This window comes from Pseudomonas orientalis (genome assembly GCF_022807995.1).
Classification (GTDB): Bacteria; Pseudomonadota; Gammaproteobacteria; order Pseudomonadales; family Pseudomonadaceae; genus Aquipseudomonas; species Aquipseudomonas orientalis_B.
The window spans coordinates 1,288,284-1,312,680 of the sequence record NZ_CP094351.1; the positions used below are offsets into that span (position 1 = coordinate 1,288,284).

The 24,397-nt window shown below is 58.1% G+C and carries 22 protein-coding genes; 7 read left to right on the forward strand and 15 right to left on the reverse strand.

Annotation, left to right across the window (positions count from 1 at the left end; all coding sequences use genetic code 11):
• The first annotated feature begins 403 nt into the window (after positions 1-403).
• Complete coding sequence (locus MRY17_RS05530) at positions 404-2,512, forward strand: molybdopterin oxidoreductase family protein (RefSeq protein WP_243353409.1); 2,109 nt, start codon at positions 404-406, stop codon at positions 2,510-2,512.
• A 99-nt stretch (positions 2,513-2,611) separates the two neighbouring features.
• Positions 2,612-2,950 (forward strand): Grx4 family monothiol glutaredoxin, encoded by a 339-nt coding sequence (grxD, locus tag MRY17_RS05535; protein ID WP_027604591.1) that lies wholly within the window; start codon positions 2,612-2,614, stop codon positions 2,948-2,950.
• Between the two features lie 68 nt (positions 2,951-3,018).
• Here the strand turns inward: grxD and bfr are convergent, their stop codons facing one another.
• Positions 3,019-3,489, reverse strand: coding sequence for a bacterioferritin (gene bfr, locus MRY17_RS05540; RefSeq protein WP_065891908.1), 471 nt, complete (start codon positions 3,487-3,489; stop codon positions 3,019-3,021).
• Between the two features lie 200 nt (positions 3,490-3,689).
• Positions 3,690-3,908 carry a bacterioferritin-associated ferredoxin gene (locus MRY17_RS05545; protein ID WP_083216687.1) on the reverse strand — a complete coding sequence of 73 codons (219 nt, stop codon included), beginning with the start codon at positions 3,906-3,908 and terminating at the stop codon, positions 3,690-3,692.
• A gap of 244 nt (positions 3,909-4,152) precedes the next feature.
• Between MRY17_RS05545 and MRY17_RS05550 the strand changes: the two genes are divergently transcribed.
• Positions 4,153-4,755 carry a peroxiredoxin gene (locus MRY17_RS05550; RefSeq protein WP_057724790.1) on the forward strand — a complete coding sequence of 201 codons (603 nt, stop codon included), beginning with the start codon at positions 4,153-4,155 and terminating at the stop codon, positions 4,753-4,755.
• 65 nt (positions 4,756-4,820) lie between these two features.
• On the opposite strand, the gene rnt is transcribed toward MRY17_RS05550, so the two are convergent.
• Both rnt and pyrC read right to left on the reverse strand, forming a co-directional pair.
• Positions 4,821-5,432, reverse strand: a complete 612-nt coding sequence (gene rnt / locus MRY17_RS05555) for a ribonuclease T (RefSeq protein ID WP_431768385.1) — start codon at positions 5,430-5,432, stop codon at positions 4,821-4,823.
• A gap of 56 nt (positions 5,433-5,488) precedes the next feature.
• Positions 5,489-6,535, reverse strand: coding sequence for a dihydroorotase (gene pyrC / locus MRY17_RS05560; RefSeq protein ID WP_181284147.1), 1,047 nt, complete (start codon positions 6,533-6,535; stop codon positions 5,489-5,491).
• A 156-nt stretch (positions 6,536-6,691) separates the two neighbouring features.
• Between pyrC and MRY17_RS05565 the strand changes: the two genes are divergently transcribed.
• The 3 genes from MRY17_RS05565 to MRY17_RS05575 all read left to right on the forward strand — a co-directional run bounded on the left by MRY17_RS05565 (position 6,692) and on the right by MRY17_RS05575 (position 10,207).
• A complete protein-coding gene (locus tag MRY17_RS05565; protein ID WP_181284146.1) occupies positions 6,692-7,600 on the forward strand; it encodes a flagellar protein MotY in 909 nt (302 codons plus the stop codon).
• Between the two features lie 129 nt (positions 7,601-7,729).
• Positions 7,730-8,947, forward strand: coding sequence for an argininosuccinate synthase (locus tag MRY17_RS05570; protein WP_065886002.1), 1,218 nt, complete (start codon positions 7,730-7,732; stop codon positions 8,945-8,947).
• A gap of 627 nt (positions 8,948-9,574) precedes the next feature.
• A complete protein-coding gene (locus MRY17_RS05575; protein ID WP_003188986.1) occupies positions 9,575-10,207 on the forward strand; it encodes a response regulator transcription factor in 633 nt (210 codons plus the stop codon).
• A gap of 87 nt (positions 10,208-10,294) precedes the next feature.
• On the opposite strand, the gene MRY17_RS05580 is transcribed toward MRY17_RS05575, so the two are convergent.
• From MRY17_RS05580 to metG, 4 genes are all read right to left on the reverse strand, one after another.
• Positions 10,295-10,477, reverse strand: a complete 183-nt coding sequence (locus MRY17_RS05580) for a PA3496 family putative envelope integrity protein (RefSeq protein WP_181284145.1) — start codon at positions 10,475-10,477, stop codon at positions 10,295-10,297.
• Positions 10,478-10,583: 106 nt separating this feature from the next.
• Positions 10,584-11,222, reverse strand: coding sequence for an endonuclease III (nth, locus tag MRY17_RS05585; RefSeq protein WP_181284144.1), 639 nt, complete (start codon positions 11,220-11,222; stop codon positions 10,584-10,586).
• 69 nt (positions 11,223-11,291) lie between these two features.
• Positions 11,292-12,272 (reverse strand): electron transport complex subunit RsxB, encoded by a 981-nt coding sequence (gene rsxB, locus MRY17_RS05590; protein WP_181284143.1) that lies wholly within the window; start codon positions 12,270-12,272, stop codon positions 11,292-11,294.
• An 87-nt stretch (positions 12,273-12,359) separates the two neighbouring features.
• Positions 12,360-14,411 carry a methionine--tRNA ligase gene (metG, locus tag MRY17_RS05595; RefSeq protein ID WP_181284142.1) on the reverse strand — a complete coding sequence of 684 codons (2,052 nt, stop codon included), beginning with the start codon at positions 14,409-14,411 and terminating at the stop codon, positions 12,360-12,362.
• A 171-nt stretch (positions 14,412-14,582) separates the two neighbouring features.
• Between metG and apbC the strand changes: the two genes are divergently transcribed.
• Entirely contained in the window at positions 14,583-15,677 is a 1,095-nt protein-coding gene (gene apbC / locus MRY17_RS05600) for an iron-sulfur cluster carrier protein ApbC (protein ID WP_243353411.1), read from the forward strand.
• A gap of 459 nt (positions 15,678-16,136) precedes the next feature.
• Here apbC and fdxA read toward each other — a convergent pair whose 3' ends face one another.
• From fdxA to MRY17_RS05635, 7 genes are all read right to left on the reverse strand, one after another.
• Positions 16,137-16,460, reverse strand: coding sequence for a ferredoxin FdxA (gene fdxA, locus MRY17_RS05605; protein ID WP_093463395.1), 324 nt, complete (start codon positions 16,458-16,460; stop codon positions 16,137-16,139).
• Between the two features lie 142 nt (positions 16,461-16,602).
• Positions 16,603-19,194: a DNA mismatch repair protein MutS gene (gene mutS, locus MRY17_RS05610; protein ID WP_243353412.1), complete on the reverse strand. Its 2,592-nt coding sequence runs from the start codon at positions 19,192-19,194 to the stop codon at positions 16,603-16,605.
• 215 nt (positions 19,195-19,409) lie between these two features.
• A complete protein-coding gene (locus MRY17_RS05615) occupies positions 19,410-19,799 on the reverse strand; it encodes a tautomerase family protein (protein WP_181284139.1) in 390 nt (129 codons plus the stop codon).
• 7 nt (positions 19,800-19,806) lie between these two features.
• Positions 19,807-20,433, reverse strand: coding sequence for an FMN-binding negative transcriptional regulator (locus tag MRY17_RS05620; protein ID WP_258232387.1), 627 nt, complete (start codon positions 20,431-20,433; stop codon positions 19,807-19,809).
• Between the two features lie 28 nt (positions 20,434-20,461).
• Positions 20,462-21,718, reverse strand: a complete 1,257-nt coding sequence (locus tag MRY17_RS05625; RefSeq protein ID WP_191951548.1) for an NAD(P)/FAD-dependent oxidoreductase — start codon at positions 21,716-21,718, stop codon at positions 20,462-20,464.
• A complete protein-coding gene (locus MRY17_RS05630; RefSeq protein WP_181284136.1) occupies positions 21,711-23,012 on the reverse strand; it encodes a SidA/IucD/PvdA family monooxygenase in 1,302 nt (433 codons plus the stop codon). The genes MRY17_RS05625 and MRY17_RS05630 overlap by 8 nt, the downstream gene beginning before the upstream one ends.
• A complete protein-coding gene (locus MRY17_RS05635) occupies positions 23,009-24,388 on the reverse strand; it encodes a diaminobutyrate--2-oxoglutarate transaminase family protein (RefSeq protein WP_243353413.1) in 1,380 nt (459 codons plus the stop codon). The genes MRY17_RS05630 and MRY17_RS05635 overlap by 4 nt, the downstream gene beginning before the upstream one ends.
• Positions 24,389-24,397: the final 9 nt, after the last annotated feature.

Sequence of the window (24,397 nt, forward strand, 5' to 3'; positions counted from 1 at the left end):
GATACTCAAAGCCTTGTTTATTGTGACAACGGGCGAGACCTGCGGCGAAAGCCGCACGGGGCGACGAAATAGGGGAAGGCGCGATATTGACATTAAATGTCGCGTCTTACCAATAGGGCTACGGTTTTTAGAGGTGTTCAAGCAGGGCGCCGGGGCGCTTTTGACGACGGTTTCCTGACAGCAGCGGCCCATTTGTACACCGGCCTGGAGACCTTTTGCAATGCGCAGCGGCGCCTGTGGCCTGGTTGTATCGGTTTACGGCGCTTATGGGGCGCTTCTGAAACATTTGCTCACGCTTGGCCATGCCCTGGCCTATATCCGCCGATTCACCGCGCGAACGTTGCTGGCGCACCGTGCGGGCGCAGCCCATAGTTGAACAAAGCCCTTATAAAAGAGACTGGCCATGACCAAGACTCTCCATCACCGTGCCTGCCACCTGTGCGAAGCCATCTGCGGCCTGACCCTGGAAACCACTCAAGCCGAAGACGGCGGCCTGGCGATCACCTCGATCAAGGGCGACCCGCTGGACACCTTCAGTCGCGGGCACATCTGTCCCAAAGCCGTGGCGTTGCAGGATATCCAGAACGATCCGGACCGCCTGCACCAGCCTATGTTGCGCGTTGGCAGCCAATGGCAACCGATCCCGTGGGAAGATGCGTTTGCGCTGGTAGCCGAACGCCTTGCGGGCATCCAGGCCAGGCACGGACAGAATGCGGTGGCGGTGTACCAAGGCAACCCCAGCGTACATAACTACGGGCTGATGACCCACAGCAATTACTTCCTTGGCCTGCTCAAGACCCGTAACCGCTACTCCGCCACGTCGGTGGACCAACTGCCCCATCATCTGTCCAGTCACCTGATGTACGGTCATGGCCTGTTGCTGCCCATTCCGGACATCGACCACACCGACTTCATGCTGATCCTGGGCGGTAACCCTCTGGCCTCCAATGGCAGCATCATGACCGTGCCTGATGTGGAGAAGCGCCTCAAGGCGATTCAGGCCCGAGGCGGCAAAGTGGTGGTGGTCGATCCGCGACGCAGTGAGACAGCGGCGATTGCCGATCAGCATCTGTTCGTGCGCCCCGGCGGCGACGCAGCCTTGTTGTTCGGGCTGCTCAACACGCTGTTTGCGGAGGGCTTGACCCGCGGCAGCCATTTGCCGGTCGAGGGACTGGAAAGCGTGCGCCAGGCAATCGCCGGGTTTACCGCCGAGGCCATGAGCCTTCAGTGCGCGGTGCCTGCCGAACAGATCCGCCAGTTGGCGCGGGACTTCGCCGTAGCGGACAGGGCTGTGTGTTACGGGCGCATGGGGGTCTCGACCCAGGCGTTCGGCACGCTGTGCCATTGGCTGGTGCAGTTGATCAATCTGGTCACCGGCAATCTGGACCGCGTGGGCGGCGCCCTGTGTACGACGCCGGCGGTGGACCTGGTTGCCTCGACCGGAGGCGGGCATTTCAATCGCTGGCAAAGCCGCGTGTCCGGGCGGCCTGAGTACGGCGGCGAGCTGCCGGTATCTGCCCTGGCCGAGGAAATGCTCACCGAAGGTGAAGGACAGATCCGCGCCCTGGTGACGGTGGCCGGCAACCCGGTATTGTCGACGCCCAACGGCCGTCAGCTGGAGCAAGCACTGGATGGGCTGGAGTTCATGGTCAGTGTCGACCTCTATATCAACGAGACCACGCGCTATGCCGACTTGATCCTGCCGTCCACGTCGGCATTGGAAAATGATCACTACGACACCACCTTCAATATGTTCGCGGTGCGCAACGTTACGCGCTTCAATCGCGCGATCCTGCCCAAGCCTGACGGTGCGCTGCACGACTGGGAAATCTTCGTCGGCCTGGCCAAGGCATTTGCCGCACACACCGGCGCGGTGCTCAAGCCAACGATGCCACCCGCGCAGATGATCGACTTTGGATTGCGCGCCGGAACATACGGCGATGCCTCTGCGCACAAGCTGTCAGTGGCGATGCTGGCCGATCATCCCCATGGCCTGGACCTGGGGCCGCTCAAGCCAAACCTGGCCGAGCGGCTGAAGACCGTCGACGGCAAGGTGCAGGCGGCGCCGACGGTGATCCTGGCTGACCTGGCGCGTTTTGCCGCGCAACCGGCGCCGGTGGCTGACGAACTGCTGCTGATTGGCCGTCGCCATGTGCGCAGTAATAATTCCTGGATGCATAACTATCACCGACTGGTGAAGGGCAAGCCGCGTCATCAATTGTTGATGCACCCCGACGACCTGGCCAGCCGGCAATTGAGCGACGGCCAGCGGGTGCGTGTCAGCTCGCGTATCGGCATGGTTGAAATCGAGGTGGTGGCCAGCGTGGACATGATGCCTGGGGTGGTCAGCCTCCCCCACGGATGGGGCCACGGGCGCCCGGGTGTGCAGATGAGCATCGCCAGCGGCCAGCCCGGGGCGAGTGCCAATGACTTGACCGACGAACGGCAATTGGACGAGTTGTCAGGCAATGCGGCGCTCAACGGCGTACCCGTGAACGTATCGGCAGCTTGAGGCTGGCTGTCGGCGCGCCCGAGCATGCTGCAGGTTTTTTGCGTTACAATGCGCCACCGTGCCGACCCGTGAGTCGCAAAGTTCCTGCAGAGGTGTTCCATGGATATCATCGAAACGATCAAAGAGCAGATTGCCAACAACACCATTCTGCTTTACATGAAAGGCGCGCCAAACGCGCCTCAGTGCGGTTTCTCCGCGAAAGCTTCCCAGGCTGTGATGCAGTGTGGCGAGAAGTTCGCTTACGTGGATATCCTGCAAAACCCTGAAATCCGCGCAAACCTGCCAAAGTACGCCAACTGGCCGACGTTCCCGCAGTTGTGGGTAGCCGGTGAGCTGGTTGGCGGTAGCGATATCATCACTGAAATGGCAGCTGATGGTTCGTTGCAAGCGCTGATCAAAGATGCAGCAGCAAACGCGGCGGCCAAGACCGACGCTTGATTGGCTTGCAATAAAAAGCCCCGCTTCTCATCAGAGAGCGGGGCTTTTTTGTACCTGAACGCCCGGGGTTATTCGCCCATCTGCGATTGCAGGTAGTTTTCCAGGCTGACTTTGTCGATCAGGCCCAGTTGGGTTTCCAGCCAGTCGATGTGTTCTTCCTGGTCTTCAAGAATATCTTCCAGCAATTCGCGGCTGCCATAATCGCCAGTGGCTTCGCAATGAGCGATTGCGGCCTTGAGGTCGCTGTGGCTCTTGCGTTCAAAGCCCAGGTCGCTGCTGATCATTTCCTGGGTGTGCTCGCCGATATTCAGCTTGCCCAGGTCCTGCACATTCGGCAGACCTTCCAGGAACAGGATGCGTTTGATCAGCGCATCGGCGTCTTTCATGGCCTTGATCGATTCTTTGTATTCGCGCTTGCCCAACTTTTCCAGGCCCCAATCGTCGTACATGCGTGCATGCAGAAAGTACTGATTGATCGCGACCAGTTCATTGGCAAGGATTTTGTTGAGTTGCTGGATGACTGAGATGTCGCCTTTCATGACTGGGGTCCTGCCCTGTAATAGCTGTGTATGGGCGGAGTTTGAGCGGCGACAATCCTGGTGTCAAACCTAAGTTGTTGAATAATAAATGAAAATTAATCGGAATAAGAATGTTTGTGTTCCGCGTCTTGGCGCTAACTAATTGAATTGCAGGCATAAAAAAACCGGACACAGGGTCCGGTTGTTTAAAACACGCCTATTCAAGCGTGTGTAAATTCTGCTGAATACGGCGCCGCAGCCTGGGCTGTCTGCAACTGCGTGAGGGTTTCCCGTACCACTTGCTTGGCCAGGCATGCGCATTTACCGCACTGGCTGGCAACGCCGGTGGTTTCACGCACTTCCTTGTAGCTGCAGCAACCTTCATAGATTGCTTCGCGGATTTGTCCGTCGGTGACGCCAGTACAGAGGCACACATACATAAGGGAGACCGTCGCGGGTTCAGGGCTTAAGTGCGATGGATCTTAATGTTAACGAGAATGATTGTCAAAGTAGTTTCACCCACTATTCCTCGGGGATTGCCTGCGCGCTGACGAACGGTTTTTTCGGTGTATGATGGTCAATCTTTACGAAGCGTGACCGCGTCACACGTCTGTCGCCAACACGCGGCAGACTCGACGCTGGTCCTGTTACTTCAATCGTCACCCCTTCATCAGGAGATATCCAATGAGCGTACTCGTCGGCAAACAAGCCCCGGATTTCGACGTACCTGCCGTCCTCGGCAATGGCGAAATCGTAGACAGCTTCAAACTGTCTGAAGCCATCAAGGGCAAATACGGCCTGGTGTTCTTCTACCCGCTGGACTTCACCTTCGTCTGCCCATCCGAGCTGATCGCTCTGGATCACCGCATGGACGATTTCAAGGCACGCAATGTGGAAGTGGTCGCCGTTTCCATCGACTCCCACTTCACCCACAATGCCTGGCGCAACACGGCCATCAATGATGGCGGCATCGGCAAAGTCAAATACACCATGGCTGCCGATATGAAGCACGATATCGCCAAAGCCTACGACGTTGAGTCCGAAGGCGGCGTGGCGTTCCGTGGCGCGTTCCTGATCGACGACAAGGGCGTTGTGCGCTCGCAGATCATCAACGACCTGCCGCTGGGCCGTAACATGGAAGAGCTGATCCGCCTGGTCGACGCGCTGCAGTTCCACGAGGAACACGGCGAAGTCTGCCCTGCGAACTGGAAGAAAGGCGACAAGGGCATGACCGCTTCCACCGAAGGTGTGGCGGCTTACCTGACCGAGAACGCCGGCAAACTGTAAGCCGGATTCAAGGTATAAAAAAACCGGCCTGAGAAGGCCGGTTTTTTTGTGCGCGGGATTCAGCTTCAGTCGCCGAAATCTTCCCAGCCGCCCATCTGTTTCCAGCGATTGACGATGCCGCAGAACAGCTCGGCGGTCTTTTCGGTGTCGTAGCGGGCCGAATGCGCTTCGCGGCCGTCGAAGTCGATTCCGGCGGCCTGGCAGGCTTTTGCCAGCACGGTCTGACCATAGGCCAGTCCGGCGAGCGTGGCCGTGTCGAAACTGGAGAACGGATGGAAGGGGTTGCGCTTCATGTCCAGCCGCGCCACGGCGGCGTTGAGGAAGCCCAGGTCGAAACTGCTGTTGTGCCCCACCAAGATCGCGCGCTTGCAGCCGTTGGCTTTCAGCGCCTTGCGTACGCCGCGGAAGATGTCGGTCAGTGCGGCTTCTTCGCTCACCGCCATGCGCAGTGGATGATCGAGCTTGATCCCGGTGAACTCCAGAGCTGCCGCTTCGATGTTGGCACCTTCAAACGGCTCGACGCGGAAGAAGTGGGTGTGGTCCGGGTAAACGAAGCCCTGCTCGTCCATGCCTATGGTGGTTGCGGCAATTTCCAGCAGTGCGTCGGTGGCGCAATTGAAGCCGCCGGTTTCTACGTCGATAACGACAGGCAGGTAGCCGCGGAAACGCTCGGCCATCGGGTGGCGCGAACCGCCGCCACCGTGTTCCTGGTCGTCCTCGTAATGGTCTTCACTCACTTGCTTTCCTCCAGCAGGCGCCAGCGCAGTGTTTCACCGGCGCGCAGCGGGATAACGGTCAACTCGCCAAAGGGCAGGCTGGCGGGGGCGGTCCAGTCTTCACGAACCAGGGTGATGCGGTCGGTATTCGCGGGCAGGCCATAGAAGCGCGGGCCGTTGAGGCTGGCGAAACCCTCGAGCTTGTCCAGGGCGTTGCGTTGTTCGAACGCTTCAGCGTACAGCTCGATGGCGGCGAACGCGGTGTAGCAACCGGCACAACCACACGCGGCTTCCTTGGCGTGCTGGGCGTGGGGCGCGGAATCGGTGCCGAGGAAAAACTTCGGATTGCCGCTGGTCGCGGCATCCAGCAACGCCACCTGATGGGTATTGCGCTTGAGGATCGGCAAACAATAGAAGTGCGGCCGAATCCCGCCCACCAGCATGTGGTTGCGGTTGTACAACAGGTGGTGTGCGGTGATGGTCGCGCCGACGTTGGCCGAAGCCTCGGTGACGAACTGCACGGCGTCGGCGGTGGTGATGTGTTCGAACACCACCTTGAGGGTCGGGAACAGCTCGACCACGCGGCGCATATGTTCGTCAATGAAGATCTTTTCGCGATCGAACACGTCGACATCGCCACGGGTTACTTCACCGTGGATCAACAGCGGCATGCCCACCTCGGCCATGGCTTCGATGGCCGGCAGGATCTTGTCGATGCTGGTGACGCCGGAGTCGGAGTTGGTGGTCGCGCCGGCCGGGTACAGCTTGGCGGCGTGCACGAAGCCGCTGGCCTTGGCCTCGCGAATCTCCGAAGGCTGGGTGCGGTCGGTGAGGTAGAGCACCATCAGTGGTTCGAAGCGGCTGCCGGCCGGTCGTGCAGCGAGGATGCGCTGGCGATAGGCGTCGGCTTGCTCGGCGTTACGCACCGGAGGTACCAGGTTAGGCATGATGATGGCACGGCCAAAGGTGCGCGCGACATCGGCCACGGTATGGGGTAACACAGCACCATCACGAAGATGTATATGCCAGTCGTCGGGACGCAGCAGGGTCAGGCGGTCGGACATTGGGGATTCCAGGCGGGTCAATCTGGTGGGAATGCTACCGGAAAAGACTCGTGCAGGCACTCGCTATCAAGTTTTGCAGGATGCAACCGATAGCACTGGGTATGCCTTAACGATGTATGACGCTTTGAAGTGTTGTAGTAACCAGTGGAGCCTCCCGTGCGCCAGCATTATTTTGCCCTGCTCAGTGTGTTCGCCAGCCTGCCCGCGATGGCCCTCACGTTCCAGACACGTCTGGAGAATATTGAGTGGAAAGTGGAGGGCGATCAGTTCGAGTGCCGCCTGACCCAGCCGATCACCGATTTCGGCTCGGGTGAGTTCGTGCGCCGGGCGGGCGAGCAGGCGATATTTCGTCTGAAAGCCTATAACGGTTCGCTCGGTGCCGGCTCCGCCACGTTATTGGCTGCGGCCGCGCCCTGGCAACCGGGGCGCGGCGACATCAACCTGGGTGCAGTACGCGTCGGCAGCGGTGATGTGCTGTTCAACAGCTCTCAGGGCCAGGCCGGACGCCTGTTCACCGGTTTGCTCGAAGGCCGCAGCCCGACCGTCCGGCACTATGGGCGCGAAGGTGGATATTCGGAAATTCGCCTGCTGCCGGTGAAGTTCACCAAGGCCTACAACGACTATCAGCTCTGTACGACCAAGCTATTGCCGATGAACTACGATCAGGTCAAGCAGACGGAAGTCGGTTTCCCCGGTGGTGGTATCGAACTGGATGCAGCGGCCAAGCAGAAACTGTCGGTGATTGTCGCCTTTATGAAAGCCGACCCCACCGTCAACCATATCGAATTGAACGGCCATTCGGATAACAGCGGCAACCGCCTGACCAACCGTGATGTTTCACGACGCCGTGCCTTGGCGGTAGTGGACTACTTCAAGGCCAACGGCATTCCGGAATCGCAGATCACCATGCGTTTCCACGGTGAAAGCTATCCCTTGGCGCCCAACACCAATGCCGCCAACCGGGCACGCAACCGTCGGGTCAACGTGCAACTCGAACGTGTGGCCGCACCCGAGAAGCCGGCGTCCCAAGCCACCGCCCCGAGCAACCCTGCGGCCACCTCATAACGTGCGACTGTCAGTCGCCCGTTCGACATAATCTGTCGCTTTATCTTCATTTGCTGTCGCGCCCCTGTAATTTCACGGTTTTGATCGGTAGAATCGTCGCCTTTCCGTACAACCCCGTGGAGTGATGGCATGGCCGACGTAAACAAGGTCGTTCTCGCGTATTCCGGCGGCCTGGACACTTCGGTGATCCTCAAGTGGCTGCAGGATACTTATAACTGTGAAGTGGTGACCTTCACCGCTGACCTGGGTCAGGGCGAAGAGGTCGAACCTGCACGTGCCAAGGCGCAAGCCATGGGCGTGAAAGAGATCTACATTGACGACCTGCGCGAAGAGTTCGTCCGCGATTTCGTTTATCCGATGTTTCGCGCCAATACCGTCTATGAAGGCGAATATCTGCTCGGCACCTCCATCGCACGTCCGCTGATCGCCAAGCGCCTGATCGAAATCGCCAACGAAACCGGTGCTGATGCCATTTCCCATGGCGCCACCGGCAAGGGCAACGATCAAGTGCGTTTCGAACTGGGCGCCTACGCGCTCAAGCCCGGCGTGAAAGTGATCGCGCCCTGGCGTGAATGGGACCTGCTGTCCCGTGAAAAGCTGATGGATTACGCTGAAAAGCACGCAATCCCGATCGAGCGCCACGGCAAGAAGAAGTCCCCGTACTCGATGGACGCCAACCTTCTGCACATCTCCTATGAAGGCGGCGTGCTGGAAGACACCTGGACCGAGCACGAAGAAGACATGTGGAAATGGACCGTCTCCCCGGAGAACGCTCCTGACAAGCCGCAGTACCTGGAACTGACTTACCGTAACGGCGATATCGTTGCGCTGGACGGCGTCGAAATGACCCCGGCTACCGTACTGGCGACCCTTAACCGTATCGGCGGGGAACACGGTATCGGCCGTCTCGATATCGTCGAGAACCGCTATGTGGGCATGAAGTCCCGTGGCTGCTACGAAACGCCGGGCGGCACCATCATGTTGCGTGCTCACCGCGCCATCGAGTCCATCACCCTGGACCGTGAAGTGGCCCACCTCAAAGATGAGCTGATGCCCAAGTACGCCAGCCTGATCTACACCGGCTACTGGTGGAGCCCCGAGCGCCTGATGCTGCAGCAGATGATCGACGCCTCCCAGGCCCACGTGAACGGCGTGGTGCGCCTGAAGCTGTACAAGGGCAATGTGATCGTGACCGGTCGCAAGTCCGATGAGTCACTGTTTGACGCCAACATCGCGACCTTCGAGGAAGACGGCGGCGCGTACAACCAGGCGGATGCAGCGGGTTTCATCAAGTTGAACGCCTTGCGCATGCGCATCGCGGCCAACAAAGGACGCAAGTTGTTCTGAGTGTTTTGCATATCGTGAAAAAGCCCCTTACGCAAGGGGCTTTTTTTTGCCTGGAAAATACCAATGCGCGCATTAGTTAAGCTCGACGTTTACAAATGTTTAGCGTGTGTTTAGAGAGTTTCTCAATCTGTTTGGGCGCTATTTTAGAGTTTGAGACATTTACTTTTTCGGAGAACGGTTTTTTACATGTGACATAGGAACTATGTCTTACAGAAAATTCACTCATGTAGGCCCGATAGAGATGTAGTTTGTGGAATTTTCTGTAGGAAAATGGAATGTTTATAAATATGTTAAATGGAACTAAAGCGAGTAGGGTTTTATCAGTCGTTCGTGTAGGCCCCAATGGCATACAAGGGGTATTTGCTGAAAAAACTGTGCGCCGCGTTTACCGCGCAGGCCTTGGGATGAAGATATTTCACTCAAAATATGTACGAGCAGGGAAAGGTCTGAAAGGCCTCATAAAACCCAATACATCAAAGTTGGCGAATTTTTGTAGGTCGATTCCTATCTTGTTGTGGGGTGGGTCTCTGCCTGCTGTTGCTCGGGGGGGAGCGCTATGCCAACTAGTAGACGACTAGGCTATTGTGCTTTCTCTAAATAATTCGAACAGCGAAATTGGACTTTCTCATGAATAAAGTGCTGATCGTGGATGATCATCCTGTCATTCGGCTTGCTGTACGCATGCTAATGGAGCGTCATGGTTATGAGGTCGTTGCCGAGACCGATAACGGTGTCGATGCGTTGCAACTTGCGCGGGAACATATGCCGGATATCGTCATATTGGATATCGGCATCCCCAAACTCGATGGCCTTGAGGTTATTTGCCGGTTGGCCTCGACCAAGCAAGCCGTATCGTTCAAGGTGCTGGTGCTGACGTCCCAGGCGCCCGGCCATTTTTCCATGCGTTGCATGCAGGCCGGAGCCGCTGGTTACGTGTGCAAGCAGCAGGACCTGACCGAGTTGCTGAGTGCTATCAAGGCGGTGCTGTCCGGCTATAGCTACTTCCCGAACCAGGCGCTCAATTCGGTGCGGTCCACCATGGGCAACGCCAGTGAGGCAGACATGGTCGAACGTTTGTCAGGGCGGGAAATGATGGTGCTGCAACAGTTGGCCCGTGGCAAAACCAATAAGGAGATTGCCGACGGCATGTTTCTCAGTAACAAGACCGTCAGCACTTACAAGACGCGACTGCTTCTGAAGCTCAATGCCCGTTCACTCGTCGATCTGATTGAGCTTGCCCAGCGCAATGGCCTGGTGTGAGGCGCACGCTTCACCCTTCTGACCTTTGCGTGAAATCCGGTACAAAAAAGCCTCCGTCAGGGAGGCTTCCGGCCGCCTGCCGAATGCTTAGAAGTCGAAGTCGTAATCGGCCAATTGTTTCTTCAAGCGTCGCTCTTCCAGAAGGTTGTCGATAACCAGGCGTTTGCTCAGATTGGTCTTGGCCGCCTCTTGGACGGGCGGCGGCGCCTCATCGTCTTCCTGCTCATCCAATTCGTCATCCACTTCCAGTTGTTCTTTGCCAGTGCTCATAGGGTTCACTCCAGGCTAAGACTGCCGTTGGCGCTCCTTATAGCGATAATCCACGAAGGCGTAAAAAAGATTTTTTCAATCGATTGATTGGGAAAACCAACAACCCTCAATCGTCGGAGGTCTTGTCCTTGTATTCACAGAGATCTTCGATCCGACAGCTGCCGCAGCGAGGCCTGCGCGCCTGGCAAACATAGCGCCCGTGAAGAATCAGCCAGTGATGGGAATCGAGCAGATAGGGCTTGGGCACGAATTTCATCAGCTGTTTCTCAACCTCCACTACATTCTTTCCGCGGGCGATACCGGTTCGGTTGCTGACGCGAAAAATATGCGTGTCCACCGCCATGGTCAGTTGCCGAAATGCCGTATTGAGCACAACGTTGGCTGTCTTTCGGCCCACGCCGGGCAGTGCTTCCAGGGCTTCCCGAGTTTGCGGCACTTCGCTGGCGTGTAGCTCCATGAGCAGGCGGCACGTCTCGATCACGTTCTTGGCCTTGCTGTTGTACAGACCGATGGTCTTGATGTACTCCGATAACCCCTCCACACCCAAGGCATAAATCGCTTCCGGCGTATTGGCCACCGGGAACAGCCTGGCCGTGGCCTTGTTGACACCGACGTCCGTGGATTGCGCCGACAGGATCACCGCGATCAGCAGCTCGAACGGCGAGGAGTAAGCCAGTTCGGTCTTCGGTTCCGGATTGTCTTCGTGAAACCTGCGGAAAATTTCCAGGCGTTTTGCAGCGTTCATAGGGGCGGACGTTTCCTTGCAGGCGGTCGACGTGATTGTAGCAATACACAGCGCAGCGTCAGCTGTGGGTCAGGTGTTACCGTTGGCGTTGCAAGTGGCTTCGGCATCCTGCAGCGCCTGCTCGGCGGCGTTCAACGCGACACTCAAGCTTGCCAGTTGTTGTTCGTCAGCCTGTTGATCCTGAGCCTTTTTCAATGCTGCCCGGCGCATTGCCAGTTGGATCTTCGCACGCTTGAGTTCAACGCTTTTGATTGTCGGCAGCGGTGGCGGGATGTTGACCTCCAGCGCGGCAAGCGCCTGCTCCGAGGCTTCGAACTGCCTTTGCAGGACAATCAATTGCGACTGTTGCTCAAAGGTCGGGGGGTGACCAAACGCCTTCAGGGATTTGTGCAGTTGCGCACGGCTCATGGCGACACTGATTTTGGCTTGCTTGATTGCTGCATCCTGAGCGGCCTGATGGCCATCGGTCTGTGCTGCTGCCACCGGCGCAATGCGCTTGGCCCGTGCCACGCGTTCGGCGAGTTTGCAGGTTTGCTCACGTTGCAGACGCGCGTTGCGCTGTTCGAAACGCCGCCGTGCCCGGTCGCGTTTGAAGCCACGTTCGCGCCGCTCGTCGTCGCTGCGCGCCAGGTCACCCACAATCGGCAGGACTTCAGCGAGTGGGCGCATTTCGATGCAGTCGACAGGACAGGGCGCCACACACAGGTCGCAACCGGTGCACTCGTCGATGATCACCGTGTGCATCAACTTGGCGGCGCCCACGATGGCGTCCACCGGGCAAGCCTGGATGCATTTGGTGCAACCGATGCATTCAGCTTCACGGATGTAGGCGATCTGGGCCGGTGCGTCGCCGCGACTGATATCCAGGGCCAGTACCGGCACGCGCAGCAATTGCGCAAGCCCGGCGATGGTTTCCTGGCCACCAGGTGGGCATTTGTTGATGGCCTCGCCGTTGGCGATGCCTTCGGCGTAAGGCTTGCAGCCGGGGTGCCCGCACTTGCCGCATTGAGTCTGCGGTAGCAGCGCGTCGATACGTTGAATGAGGTTCATGCTGTGATCATAGCGTTGACGCCCGACCCGCCGATGCGGGCGGGCTGAAAAGCCCCGGCGTCGAACGCCGGGGGCATCCTGCAGGGTTTACTTGATGCGTTGACCCGGCTTGGCGCCGCTGTCCGGGCTGAGCAGATAGATTTCTGCGCCGCCAGGGCCGGCCGCCATCACCATGCCTTCAGAGACACCGAATTTCATTTTTCGTGGCTTGAGGTTGGCGATCATCATGGTCAGGCGACCATCGAGCTTGGACGGGTCCGGGTAAGCGCTCTTGATGCCGGAGAACACATTGCGCTGCTCGCCGCCCAAGTCCAGGGTCAGGCGCAGCAGCTTGTCGGCGCCTTCCACGGCTTCGGCCTTGACGATCAGTGCAACCCGCAGGTCTACGGCGGCGAAAGCGTCGAACTCGATTTCCTCGGAAATAGGGTCTTTGGCCAACTCGCTGTCATCGGCTGGCGCAGTCGCGCCGGTATCGGTCTGGCTGGCGACCAGATCTTCTTTAGATGCGTCGGTCATGGCTTGGACTTTCACCGGGTCGATGCGGGTCATCAATGGCTTGAACGTGTTCAACTGATGGTTGCCGAGCAGCGTGGCGTGGTCGTTCCAGGTCAGTGGCGCGACGTTGAGGAACGCCTCTGCATCGGCGGCCAGCAGCGGCAGCACCGGTTTGAGGAAGATCACCAGCTGACGGAACAGGTTGACGCCGGTGGCGCAGATCGCCTGGACCTCAGCCTCCTTGCCTTCCTGCTTGTTCAGCGACCATGGCGCCTTGTCGGCAATCCAGGCGTTGGCGCGGTCGGCCAGGCCCATGATTTCGCGCATGGCGCGGGCAAAGTCGCGGGCTTCATAGGCCTCGGCAATGCCCGGCGCGGCGGCCAGGAATGCATCGGTCAATTCCGGAGCAGCGTTTTCAGCGACCAGCACACCTGCGTTGCCTTTGTGGATAAACCCTGCACAACGGCTGGCGATATTGACGACCTTGCCGACCAGATCCGAGTTGACCTTCTGTACGAAGTCTTCCAGGTTCAGGTCGAGGTCGTCGACGCCACGGCCCAGCTTGGACGCGTAGTAGTAACGCAAATATTCCGGCGACAGGTGGTCCAGGTAGGTACGTGCCTTGATGAAAGTGCCGCGGGACTTGGACATCTTCTGCCCGTTCACCGTCAGGTAGCCATGCACGGCAATGCCGGTCGGTTTGCGGTAGCCCGAACCTTCGAGCATCGCCGGCCAGAACAGCGCGTGGAAGTTGACGATGTCCTTGCCGATGAAGTGGTACAGCTCGGCGGTGGAATCCTTGCCCCAGAACGCATCGAAGTCCAGCTCCGGTGTGCGGTCGCAGAGGTTCTTGAAGCTGGCCATGTAGCCGATCGGCGCGTCCAGCCAGACATAGAAGTACTTGCCCGGCTCGCCCGGAATTTCGAAGCCGAAGTACGGCGCATCGCGGGAAATGTCCCACTGTTGCAGGCCGGCATCCAGCCATTCGGCGATTTTGTTGGCCACGGCCTCCTGCAGGGTGCCGCTGCGGGTCCAGGTTTGCAGCATTTGCTGGAAATCCGGGAGCTTGAAGAAGAAGTGCTGGGAATCCTTGAGCACCGGGGTGGCGCCTGAGATGGCCGACTTCGGGTTCTTCAGGTCGGTGGGTGCATAGGTGGCACCGCATTTCTCACAGTTGTCGCCGTACTGGTCGTCGGTGCCGCATTTCGGGCAGGTGCCCTTGATGAAGCGGTCGGCCAGGAACATTTTCTTTTCCGGGTCGAAATACTGGGTGATCGAACGCGTGGCGATGTGGCCTGCGTCTTTCAACCGCAGGTAGATCTGGCTCGAAAGCTCACGATTTTCATCGGAGTGGGTCGAATGGAAATTGTCGAAATCCACCAGGAACTCGGCAAAGTCGGCGCTGTGTTCAGCCTGCACATTGGCGATCAGTTGTTCCGGAGTGATGCCTTCCTTTTCGGCGCGCAACATGATGGCCGAACCGTGGGCGTCGTCCGCGCAGACATAAATGCATTGATTGCCGCGATGCTTTTGGAAGCGCACCCACATATCGGTCTGGATGTACTCAAGCATATGGCCAAGATGGATGGAACCATTGGCATAGGGCAGGGCGCTGGTGACGAGGATCTTGCGTGGCTCGGACATGGGGCTCGGCTACTTGATGAAACGGAGGTCGGCCACTATAAAGCGCCGGGAAATTTATTTCACCCCGTGGTGCTGTTTCAGAATCTTCCCATCCTGCGAAAGCATGCCGCTGGCGGCCTGGAACGGTTAGGATAGCCGCCTGTTTCATTCAGTCTTTTTCGGGAGTAGCCCATGAGCGCCGTCAATCGCGCAGCGGTGGAAGCCGTTCTTCGCCAGTACACCGACCCCTATTTGAACCAGGACCCGGTCAGTGCCGGCTGTGTGCGGGCCATCGAGGTACAGGGTGACCAGGTATCGGTCCAGCTGGAGCTGGGCTATGCCGCCGGCCTGTTCAAAAACGGCTGGGCGCAGATGCTGCAGATGGCCATCGAAGGCCTCGACGGCGTGCGCTCGGCGAAGGTCGACATCCGATGCGTGATCGCGTCGCACAAGGCCCAGGCACAGATTCCTGGCCTGGCCAACGTCAAGAATGTGATCGCCGTGGCCTCGGGCAAGGGCGGCGTGGGTAAATCCACCACCGCCGCCAATCTGGCCCTGGCCCTGGCCCGCGAAGGCGCGCGCGTGGGCATCCTCGACGCCGATATCTATGGCCCGAGCCAGGGTGTGATGTTCGGCATTGCCGAAGGCACACGGCCCAAGGTCAAGGACCAGAAGTGGTTTGTGCCGATCGAGTCCCTGGGCGTGGAAGTGATGTCCATGGCCTTCCTGACCGATGACAACACGCCCATGGTCTGGCGCGGGCCGATGGTTTCCGGTGCGCTGCTGCAATTGGTCACCCAGACTGCCTGGGGCGATCTGGACTATCTGGTGATCGACATGCCACCCGGTACCGGCGATATCCAGTTGACCCTGGCACAGAAAGTCCCGGTAGCCGGGTCGGTGATCGTCACCACGCCCCAGGACCTGGCATTGCTGGATGCGAAGAAAGGCGTGGAGATGTTCCGCAAGGTCAACATTCCGGTGCTGGGCGTGGTGGAAAACATGGCGGTGCACATCTGCTCCAACTGCGGCCATGCCGAACATCTCTTCGGCGAGGGCGGCGGCGAGAAGCTGGCGACTCAATACGGCGTCGAACTGCTGGCCTCGTTGCCGCTGTCGATGTCCATCCGTGAACAGGCCGATGGCGGCAAGCCTACGGTGGCTGCCGAGCCCGATGGTCAGATTGCCATGGTCTATCAGGAACTGGCCCGCCATGTGGGCGCGCGGATAGTCCTGCAGGAGGCGACCAACCCCATGATGCCGACAATCACCGTCAGCGACGACTGAATCCCGCTGTAGGAACAGTACCGCATAGGCTTGTGACGTTCTTTTCCCAATCAGTCGTGTAAGCATTCGCTTACCGTCATGTAGGTATTTGGTTTTTTTACCGGGAACGAGCGTCTCGAATCTTCGAGCGATATTTCTAACTGCTTGAAATAAAACAATTATTTAATGTCGCTTGAGCATCGCTGGTTGGCCGCCATCCGTTTGGATCCCGTTGAACTTATCCTGGGAGGCTCTAACATCAGCCCTGTGTCCACGGATTGGCACAGCCATCAAGGAACGGTGGTTTGAAGGAATGTCGCAGGATGCGATTCATCAGGACGATGAAAAGGATTAAAGGGACTAGGGAAAAAATGTGGGCGGGTCATACCGCCCCTTTTTTCGCCTGTAGAAAAGTGAAAACGGCTACATGAAAACGCAAAAAAGGCCCGCAAAGGGCCTTTTTTGGCAACGACGCTGCTATCAGCGTTCGAGATCTGCAATCTTGCCGGTTTTGCCATCCCATTCTTCTGCATCGGGCAGCGCGTCTTTTCTTTCCGTGATGTTCGGCCAGATGTCCGCCAACTCGGCATTCAACTCAATGAAGTTTTCCATACCCGCAGGTACTTCATCTTCAGAGAAGATGGCGTTAGCCGGGCATTCCGGTTCACACAGGGCGCAGTCAATGCACTCGTCCGGGTGGATGACCAGGAAGTTCGGGCCTTCGTAGAAGCAGTCCACCGGACACACTTCTACGCAGTCGGTGTACTTGCACTTGATGCAGTTGTCGGTGACGACGAAGGTCATTTCTAATTTTCTCCTCAGGCGGCGGCAGCGAAACCCTGTGTGGCAGGGCTCGCGAGGTTCGGGAGCGATAGTCTGCAGGCCAGGCTAAAAGCCTGCAGCATCCCAAACCGCGCGAGAGTCTACCAGCTTGCACGCGTGTGCGTTATATCCGAGTCTTCAGTGCATATAACATTTCGAGCGCTTTGCGCGGCGTCAGGTCATCCAGGTCGAGCTTGGCCAGCTCATCGAGTACCGGATGGGGCAGGCTGGCGAACAGGTCGCTCTGGTGCGGCGCGGCGGGTTTCCTGCTGGCCTTGGCAGGGCTGGCAACTACGGTTTCATGGGGCAGGGCCGTGGTTTCCAGGCGGCTGAGGTGTTCGCGGGCGCGGGCGATCACATCATTGGGCACGCCGGCCAACTGCGCGACCGCCAAGCCATAACTCTGGCTGGCCGGACCAGGCAGTACATGGTGCAGGAACACGATGCGCTCGTTGTGCTCGGTGGCATTGAGGTGCACGTTGGCTACCAGCGACTCGCTTTCCGGTAACACGGTCAGTTCGAAATAGTGAGTGGCAAACAGCGTATAAGCGCGCAGATGCGCCAGACGTTCGGCCGCCGCCCATGCCAGCGACAGGCCGTCGAACGTGCTGGTGCCGCGGCCCACTTCGTCCATCAACACCAGGCTGCGGTCGGTGGCGTTATGCAGGATGTTTGCGGTTTCGCTCATTTCCACCATAAACGTCGAGCGCCCACCGGCCAGGTCGTCACTGGAACCGATCCGGGTAAAAATCCGGTCCACCAGGGACAGCTCGCAACTGGCCGCTGGTACGAAGCTGCCGATGTGTGCCAGCAGCACGATCAGCGCGGTCTGGCGCATATAGGTGGATTTACCGCCCATGTTCGGGCCGGTAATCACCAGCATGCGGGTGTCGTCGTCCAGCGACAGGTCGTTGGCGACGAATGGCGTGGTCAACACCTGCTCCACCACCGGGTGGCGTCCTTGCACGATGCGCATGCACGGCTCGCTGACAAAACGCGGGCAGTTGAGGTCCAGGTTCAGCGCACGTTCGGCCAGGTTGCTCAGCACGTCCAGTTCCGCCAGGGCGGCAGCGGTGTCCTGCAGCGGCGCCAGGCGGCTGATCAAGTCCTCGAGCAAGGCTTCGTAGAGCATCTTTTCCCGAGCCAGGGCGCGGCTTTTGGCCGACAGCGCCTTGTCTTCGAACGCTTTGAGCTCCGGGGTGATAAAACGCTCGGCGCCCTTGAGCGTCTGGCGACGTTGATAGTCGATAGGCGCCGACTCAGCTTGCTTGCTCGGCAGCTCAATAAAGTAGCCGTGTACACGGTTGTAGCCGACCTTCAGGTTGGCCAGCCCGGTGCGAGCTTTTTCGCGGGCCTCCAGGTCAATCAGGAACTGGCCAGCGTTTTCACTCAGCGATTGCAGCTCATCCAGCTCGCTGTCGTAACCGGTTTTCAATACACCGCCGTCACGGATGATCGCTGGCGGGTTATCAATGATGGCTTTTTCCAGCAGCGCCGCGAGGTCCGGGTATGTGCCAGCGGTGACTGCAAGCTGTTGCAGGTGCGGCGTGTCCAGTTCGGTCATCGCCACTTGCAGTTGCGGCAGTGCGCTCAACGCATCCCGCAGACGCGCCAGGTCACGGGGCCGCGCGTTACGCAGGCCGATCCGCGCGAGGATGCGCTCGATATCGCCGATTTCTTTGAGTTGCGGCTGCAGCTTTTCAAAGCGATAGCCGTCAAGCAGGCAGGTAATAGAGGTCTGACGTGCCTGAAGGACGGTCAAATCCCGCAGCGGACGGTTCAACCAACGCGTCAGCAAGCGGCTGCCCATGGCTGTCTGGCAGCGGTCGACCACCGATTGCAGCGTGTTGTCGCGTCCGCCCGCCAGGTTGGTATCCAGTTCCAGGTTGCGACGGCTGGCGCCATCCAGCACCACGGTATCGTCCAGCCGCTCATGCCGCAGGCTGCGCAAGTGCGGTAGGGCCGTGCGCTGGGTTTCCTTGGCGTAGCTGAGCAGGCAGCCGGCAGCGCCGATGGCCAGCGTCAAGGTCTCACAGCCAAAGCCCTTGAGGTCCTGTACGGAGAATTGCTGGCACAAACTTTTCAGCGCCGAATCACGCTCGAAATCCCACGGTGCACGGCGCTTGGTCCCACGGCGCTTCTCCGCCGGCAAGTCCTTGGGCCAATCATCCGGAATCAACAACTCCACCGGATTGATACGCTCCAGCTCCGCCAGCAGGTTCTCCCAACCCTTGATCTCCAGCACGCTGAAGTTGCCGCTGGTGATATCCAGCACCGACAGGCCGAACAAACGCTCATCGCCCAACACCGCAGCGATCAGGTTATCGCGCCGCTCATCCAGCAACGCCTCATCGCTCACCGTGCCCGGCGTAATAATGCGGACTACCTGCCGTTCCACTGGCCCCTTACTGGTGGCCGGGTCACCGATCTGCTCACAGATCACCACCGACTCGCCCAGCTTCACCAGCTTGACCAGGTAGCCTTCCAGAGAATGGTAAGGAATCCCACACATCGGAATCGACTGCCCCGCCGACTGCCCGCGCGCGGTCAGGGTGATATCCAGCAGCTTGGCGGCCTTCTTCGCGTCTTCATAGAAGATCTCGTAGAAGTCGCCCATGCGATAGAACATCAACTGATCAGGGTGCTGGTTTTTCAGGCGCCAGTACTGCTGCATCATTGGCGTGTGAGAGGACAGATCGGAGGTGTTTTTACTCATTGGGTAGTAGGCAAATTCATTGAAGTGATGGGGCAAAGGGGGCGCTTGGCCCAGCATTTGTTGCGATGGGCGCAAGGTTAACACGCGAGGTCGGCCGTTCGCAGGTTGCAAACGGCCAGGTAAAAACAAATGTCGGGTCAGGGCAGGCGGCAGATAGCTCAAAGCTGAACAGGCCTGTATACGCCCTAGGCTATCGCCGCAAAAGCGCGACGATATCAAATGGAAATAGCATAGCCAAAGTCGATTTCGCTCGCCGGTACTCCGCCACGCATACCCCAGTTCTCGGGCTCTTGCTCGACCAGCAGTATCAACACTGCATGTGCCGAAATACCGAGCTGCGCAGCGATACGGTTACTGATCAATTCATAGAGCTGGCGCTTGGTTTCGAGTTTGCGCCCTTTGAACAGCGTGATTTCAATGTGGATGAACTCGTGGCGATCTCCTGGAGAACGAAAGGCGTTCTTGTCGTAGCAGACATAGCGTGCCTGGAGCTCTTCGTCACTGACCTTGAATACCGATTTCAAGCAGTTGTAGATCGTATCGATGATGGCGTGCTGGGTATCGGCGTCCCGGTGTACAGGGTCTTCTACTCTAACGATGGGCATACTGACCTCAGTTTGAATGCGGCTGGGTAGTGGCGTGCAGGAGTTCTTTCAGTAACTCGGCATGATCGTGCGTTTGGTTGTCGAGTAACCAGTGCAGAGCGGCTGACGTGTCCGGTGAGGATTTGTCTTGGGAGAGTTTAAAGCGCCCTTCGATCGTTTCCGGCCGTATGACCAACCCCAAGATGTGTGGAAGATTGGATATCACCCTCGGATCCCGCTTGTCGACCTGATAGTCAGAGGCCTGCTTCGATAACCGTTTCGCGGTTTGCTCGAGGATTTCCAGTGTTTGGTCTGGAGCGTCCACCACCGTAATGGTCGCCTGCATGTGAACGGCAAGGTAATTCCACGTCGGAAGTTGGCGCGAGACGTAAGCGTGTGGCGGTATGTAAGCCGATGGGCCCATAAAGACGATTTGAGCACTCAGATGCTGTTCGCCTTTGAACTGTGGGTTATTACCATCGACATGTCCGAACAACGACCCATCCGGTTGGCGCCATAGCGGAATGTGGCTACAAAGAAATTGTCCGTGCTTGTGCGATGTGATCATTGCCAGTGGAAAAACATCAATGAAACGATTGATCATTTCCGGGTCTGTAGAACGGTACTGAGGGTAATGAAAGGGGCATACGGACATGGTATGTACTCGAATTGGGTAGATAAGGTCAGGACGCGAGCACGGTGCGACGTTGCTTTCGGCGATCAAGTGCGATGACCATTTGCGCCAGCCAAGTCAGGGCGTTACCTGTCCTGAAAGTACCTGATGAAAGCGGTAGACGTAGGCCGTTGATCCCGCACAGCCGATCCATCAACGTTTGCCCCATCAGCATTGAAAGTGCGATGCCTCGACCGTTACAGCCACTCCATCCCATGATTCGGTCGTCATGGTGAATCCTCGGCATACCGTCTGGAGTGAGGCCTACCCAACCGGCCCACTGTTGCTCTGGTGCTTGCGCCACGATGCCGTAGAGACGCTTGATGCGATCCTGAAGCAATGCACTGCACCTGGCAGAGCGCTGAAGCGGTAACGCGAAGCAACCCGTCAGCAGCGTTGCGGGCCCCAGGCGGCGTGCAAACCACATGTCCTTGCGGTTGTCGGAAAATGGCAGCAGCCGTTCGCCATGGCACACCTGCGGTATGGCGAACGTCGCAAGCGTCAGGGCCAGCGGGCTGATTGCTCGCCGAGTCCTGCGGCTGGCGGCAGAACCATAGGCATTGCCGGCGATAAATACGCGTCCGGCCCTGATTTCACCCCGCTGAGTTTGCACGTTGACCCAGCGTGCCTGCGGTCGAACATCGACCGCGCTGCAACGTTCGATGATATGGCCACCTTTGCGGTTGACCGTGTCTGCCAGTCGATGCACGAATGCGAGGGGGTCAATTGCTCCCGCGTCGCTGAAGAGGAGGCCTTCGGCATATTCAGAAGTCCCTAAAGCATTCTCCAGCGCTTGCGGCTCCATGGACTCTACCTTGACCCCCAGGCGTACCCAGTTCTTCACCAGTTCGTCTGCCGCCCCTCTTGCAGCCCCAGCCATGGGTTGTACCCAGCCTTTCACCGTTAAATCCGATGGGGCGTATTCGATAACAGACTGCGCTGTTTCACATAGAGCGGCCAGGAAGGGCGCCGTATCTTCACCCAGCAAATGGTGGAGTGACGCCGGCGAGTGCCTTGAAGGTATGGGGACCACGAATCCCGAGTTCCGACCGCTTGCCCCGCAGCCCACTTCCCCGGCTTCAAGCACAGTGACCGAACAACCCGACTCAAGTGCCCGTAAGGCCGCCGCTAATCCGCCAATTCCCGCTCCCACTATCACGACATCACTTTCAAACGGCAGGTGGCCGGCGTGAGCGGTGCGGCACGACAATTGGGTTTGCCAGCAAGAAGGCGCCACCAGCATTTCGCTCAGGACCTGGTTATGCATGGGGTTGTTCCCTGACTGCCAGGTTGCTGATCAGCGACTGCACAATGTTTTGCGAGCGTAACGCCAGTAAACTGAAGGAGCCTGCATCCCCCATGCCATGCGAAGACTCACACAGCCCGTTGAGGTAAGTGGGTAAGCCGTTGCGCAAGTCGACGCGATAATCTCTGGCAATGGTCAGGGTGTCGATTTCATTTTCGCGGGCGATTGAAGCCAGTAATCTCGGAAACGGTTCTTGACGATCTCCGGCGCCCAGGTCAAGGAAGCCGGTGGCCAGAATAACCAAGTCGAATGATTGGCTATGAATGATCCCTTGAAGATACTGGCGACTATCGATTTGCACCCCATCGGAGGCAGGTGTACAGCCAACCATGTCCTCACACGTTCGTAGCTGCAACAGGCCTTCACCTTGCAGCATTTGCTCATACTTACGTACATAGAGCTGGTTCAGGACATCAATGTCTGACGACGAGTAATTGGTATGCACCAGTTCCTGACGTAACCGTGCCTTATGTTCTGCACTGGCGTTGTGGAACGTGTCGACAAATGAGGGGAAATAGACCTCATCGGAAAACGGGCTTGTATCCTTCTGGCGATAACCGAAATTACGCGTAAACCCCACGACCTCTCGAACGCCGCTCTGTCCACTGGCGTGAAGCAGAATCTCTACGGCACTCTGACTGCCGCCGATTACGGCTATGCGGCACTGTCCACCGGTGGCTGCCACCGCTTCGGCCAGGGCGGGCATATAGTCGTTCAAATGGCGTACGCGTCGATCTTTGACGTCCGCAAAAGGTGCAGGAATGTGCGGCGTGCGGCCAGGGGCAAGCACTAGAGAACGTGCAAGAAATACTCGGCCATCGGTGCAGCACACTGTGTAGTGGGCACTTTCTCCATTTGATGAGGGGACTGCTTCTACCGATGCCGCTTCACAACCGTAGGCGACGATGTGCTCAAAGAAACCAGCAGTCCAGGAAATATATTGGGCATATTCCGCACGCAAGGGATGGTGCAACGGAAGGTTCAAGTGCTCATACAGGCGGCCGTGTTCAAACAGAAAATTCGTGAAGGTGTAACGGCTACGCGGATTGCGCGGAGTGACCAGATCTCGCAGGGGGTGATTCTGGATATCCGATCCCGGCAACAGCATGTTTGGCTGCCACGCTGGGCCTGGGCGCTTCTCGAGAAATTGTACGCTCATGCCTGGAGACAATTCTTCCAAGGCGATTGCCAATGCGATGTTTGCCGGACCGAATCCGATACCCAGTACATCGAAAATTTTCTCTGAAGTGCTCATGCCTGCACCTCCCCATGGTGAGCACGTTCAGTGGATCGAGTTGAGCCGACCCGTTGCGAGGCCAGAGCACGGTCAAGTCGCTCCAATACCTGGTCGACTTCAGAGCGGGTGATGACCAGTGGCGGGAGGAAGCGCAGCACTGCGCCATGACGCCCTCCCGTTTCAATAATCAAGCCCTCGTTAAGGCAGGCACGCTTCACATGTGCAGCGATGGCTCCAGCAGCCTGCGGGTGACCGAGTGCATCGACGCTGCCATCCGGTTCAATCATCTCCATGCCAAGCATCAAACCCCGCCCCCGAACGTCACCGATGCAGGGATAGCGTTTCTGAAGCTGCAACAGGCCTTGACGTAGCTGTTCACCCACAACGTTGACATGTTCCAGCAGTCCTTCTCTTCTGATGAACTCCAGGGTCGCGGCTCCGCTGACCAATGCGATCTGATTGCCCCGGAACGTACCGGTATGTGCGCCGGGCTTCCATTGATCGTACTGATCCAAATACAGCAACACCGACAGTGGATAACCACCGCCGATCGCCTTTGAAAGCAGAATGGCGTCAGGCACGATATCCGCCTGCTGAAATGCAAACAGGTCGCCACTGCGACCAATACCGGCTTGGATTTCGTCAATAACCAGTGGCACATCGTACCGTTGGGTGATTTGCCTCACCTGGCGCAGCCAGTGCGCGCTTGCTGGAATGCAGCCTCCTTCACCCTGTATCGCCTCAAGCAAAACCATTGCCGGTTTTCCAATGCCACTTTCCGGGTCGCTGAGGGCGTTTTCCAGGCAAACCAGACTGAGTCGTTCTGTCTCTTGCGCAGAGGTGCCCGCGCCAAATGGACTGCGATATACGTAGGGATAGGGCAGAAAGTGTACTTCCCCAGGCAGACCACTAATCCCTTGTTTGGGTGCCAGATTGCCCATCATGCCCAGCGTGCCATGAGTCATCCCGTGGTAAGCCCCCTGGAAGACGATGATCGGTCGGCGTTTCGTCGCGATTTTGAACAGTTTCAGGGCAGCCTCGGCGGCGTCGGCTCCCGTAGGCCCACAGAACTGAATCTTCGCTTGTTTAGCAAATGCTGGAGGGAGTATCTCGTAGAGCTCCTGGACGAAATGCAGCTTGGCCGGGGTCGCTATATCGAGTGCCTGTTGCAACTGGCCGGACTGCAAAAACTCGATGACACGTTGTTGTACAAATGGATGATTGTGTCCAAGGGGAAGGGCCCCGGCACATGCAAGGCAATCCAGGTAACGGCGCCCTTCACTGTCGACAACCTCAGTGCCCGCACCTTGGCTCAGTACTCTAGGGATGTTTCTGGCATACGTCCGGGCATTGGATTCCCGACGTGCAAGAAAGTCGAGGGATGAATCAGTCATGGTTGACGT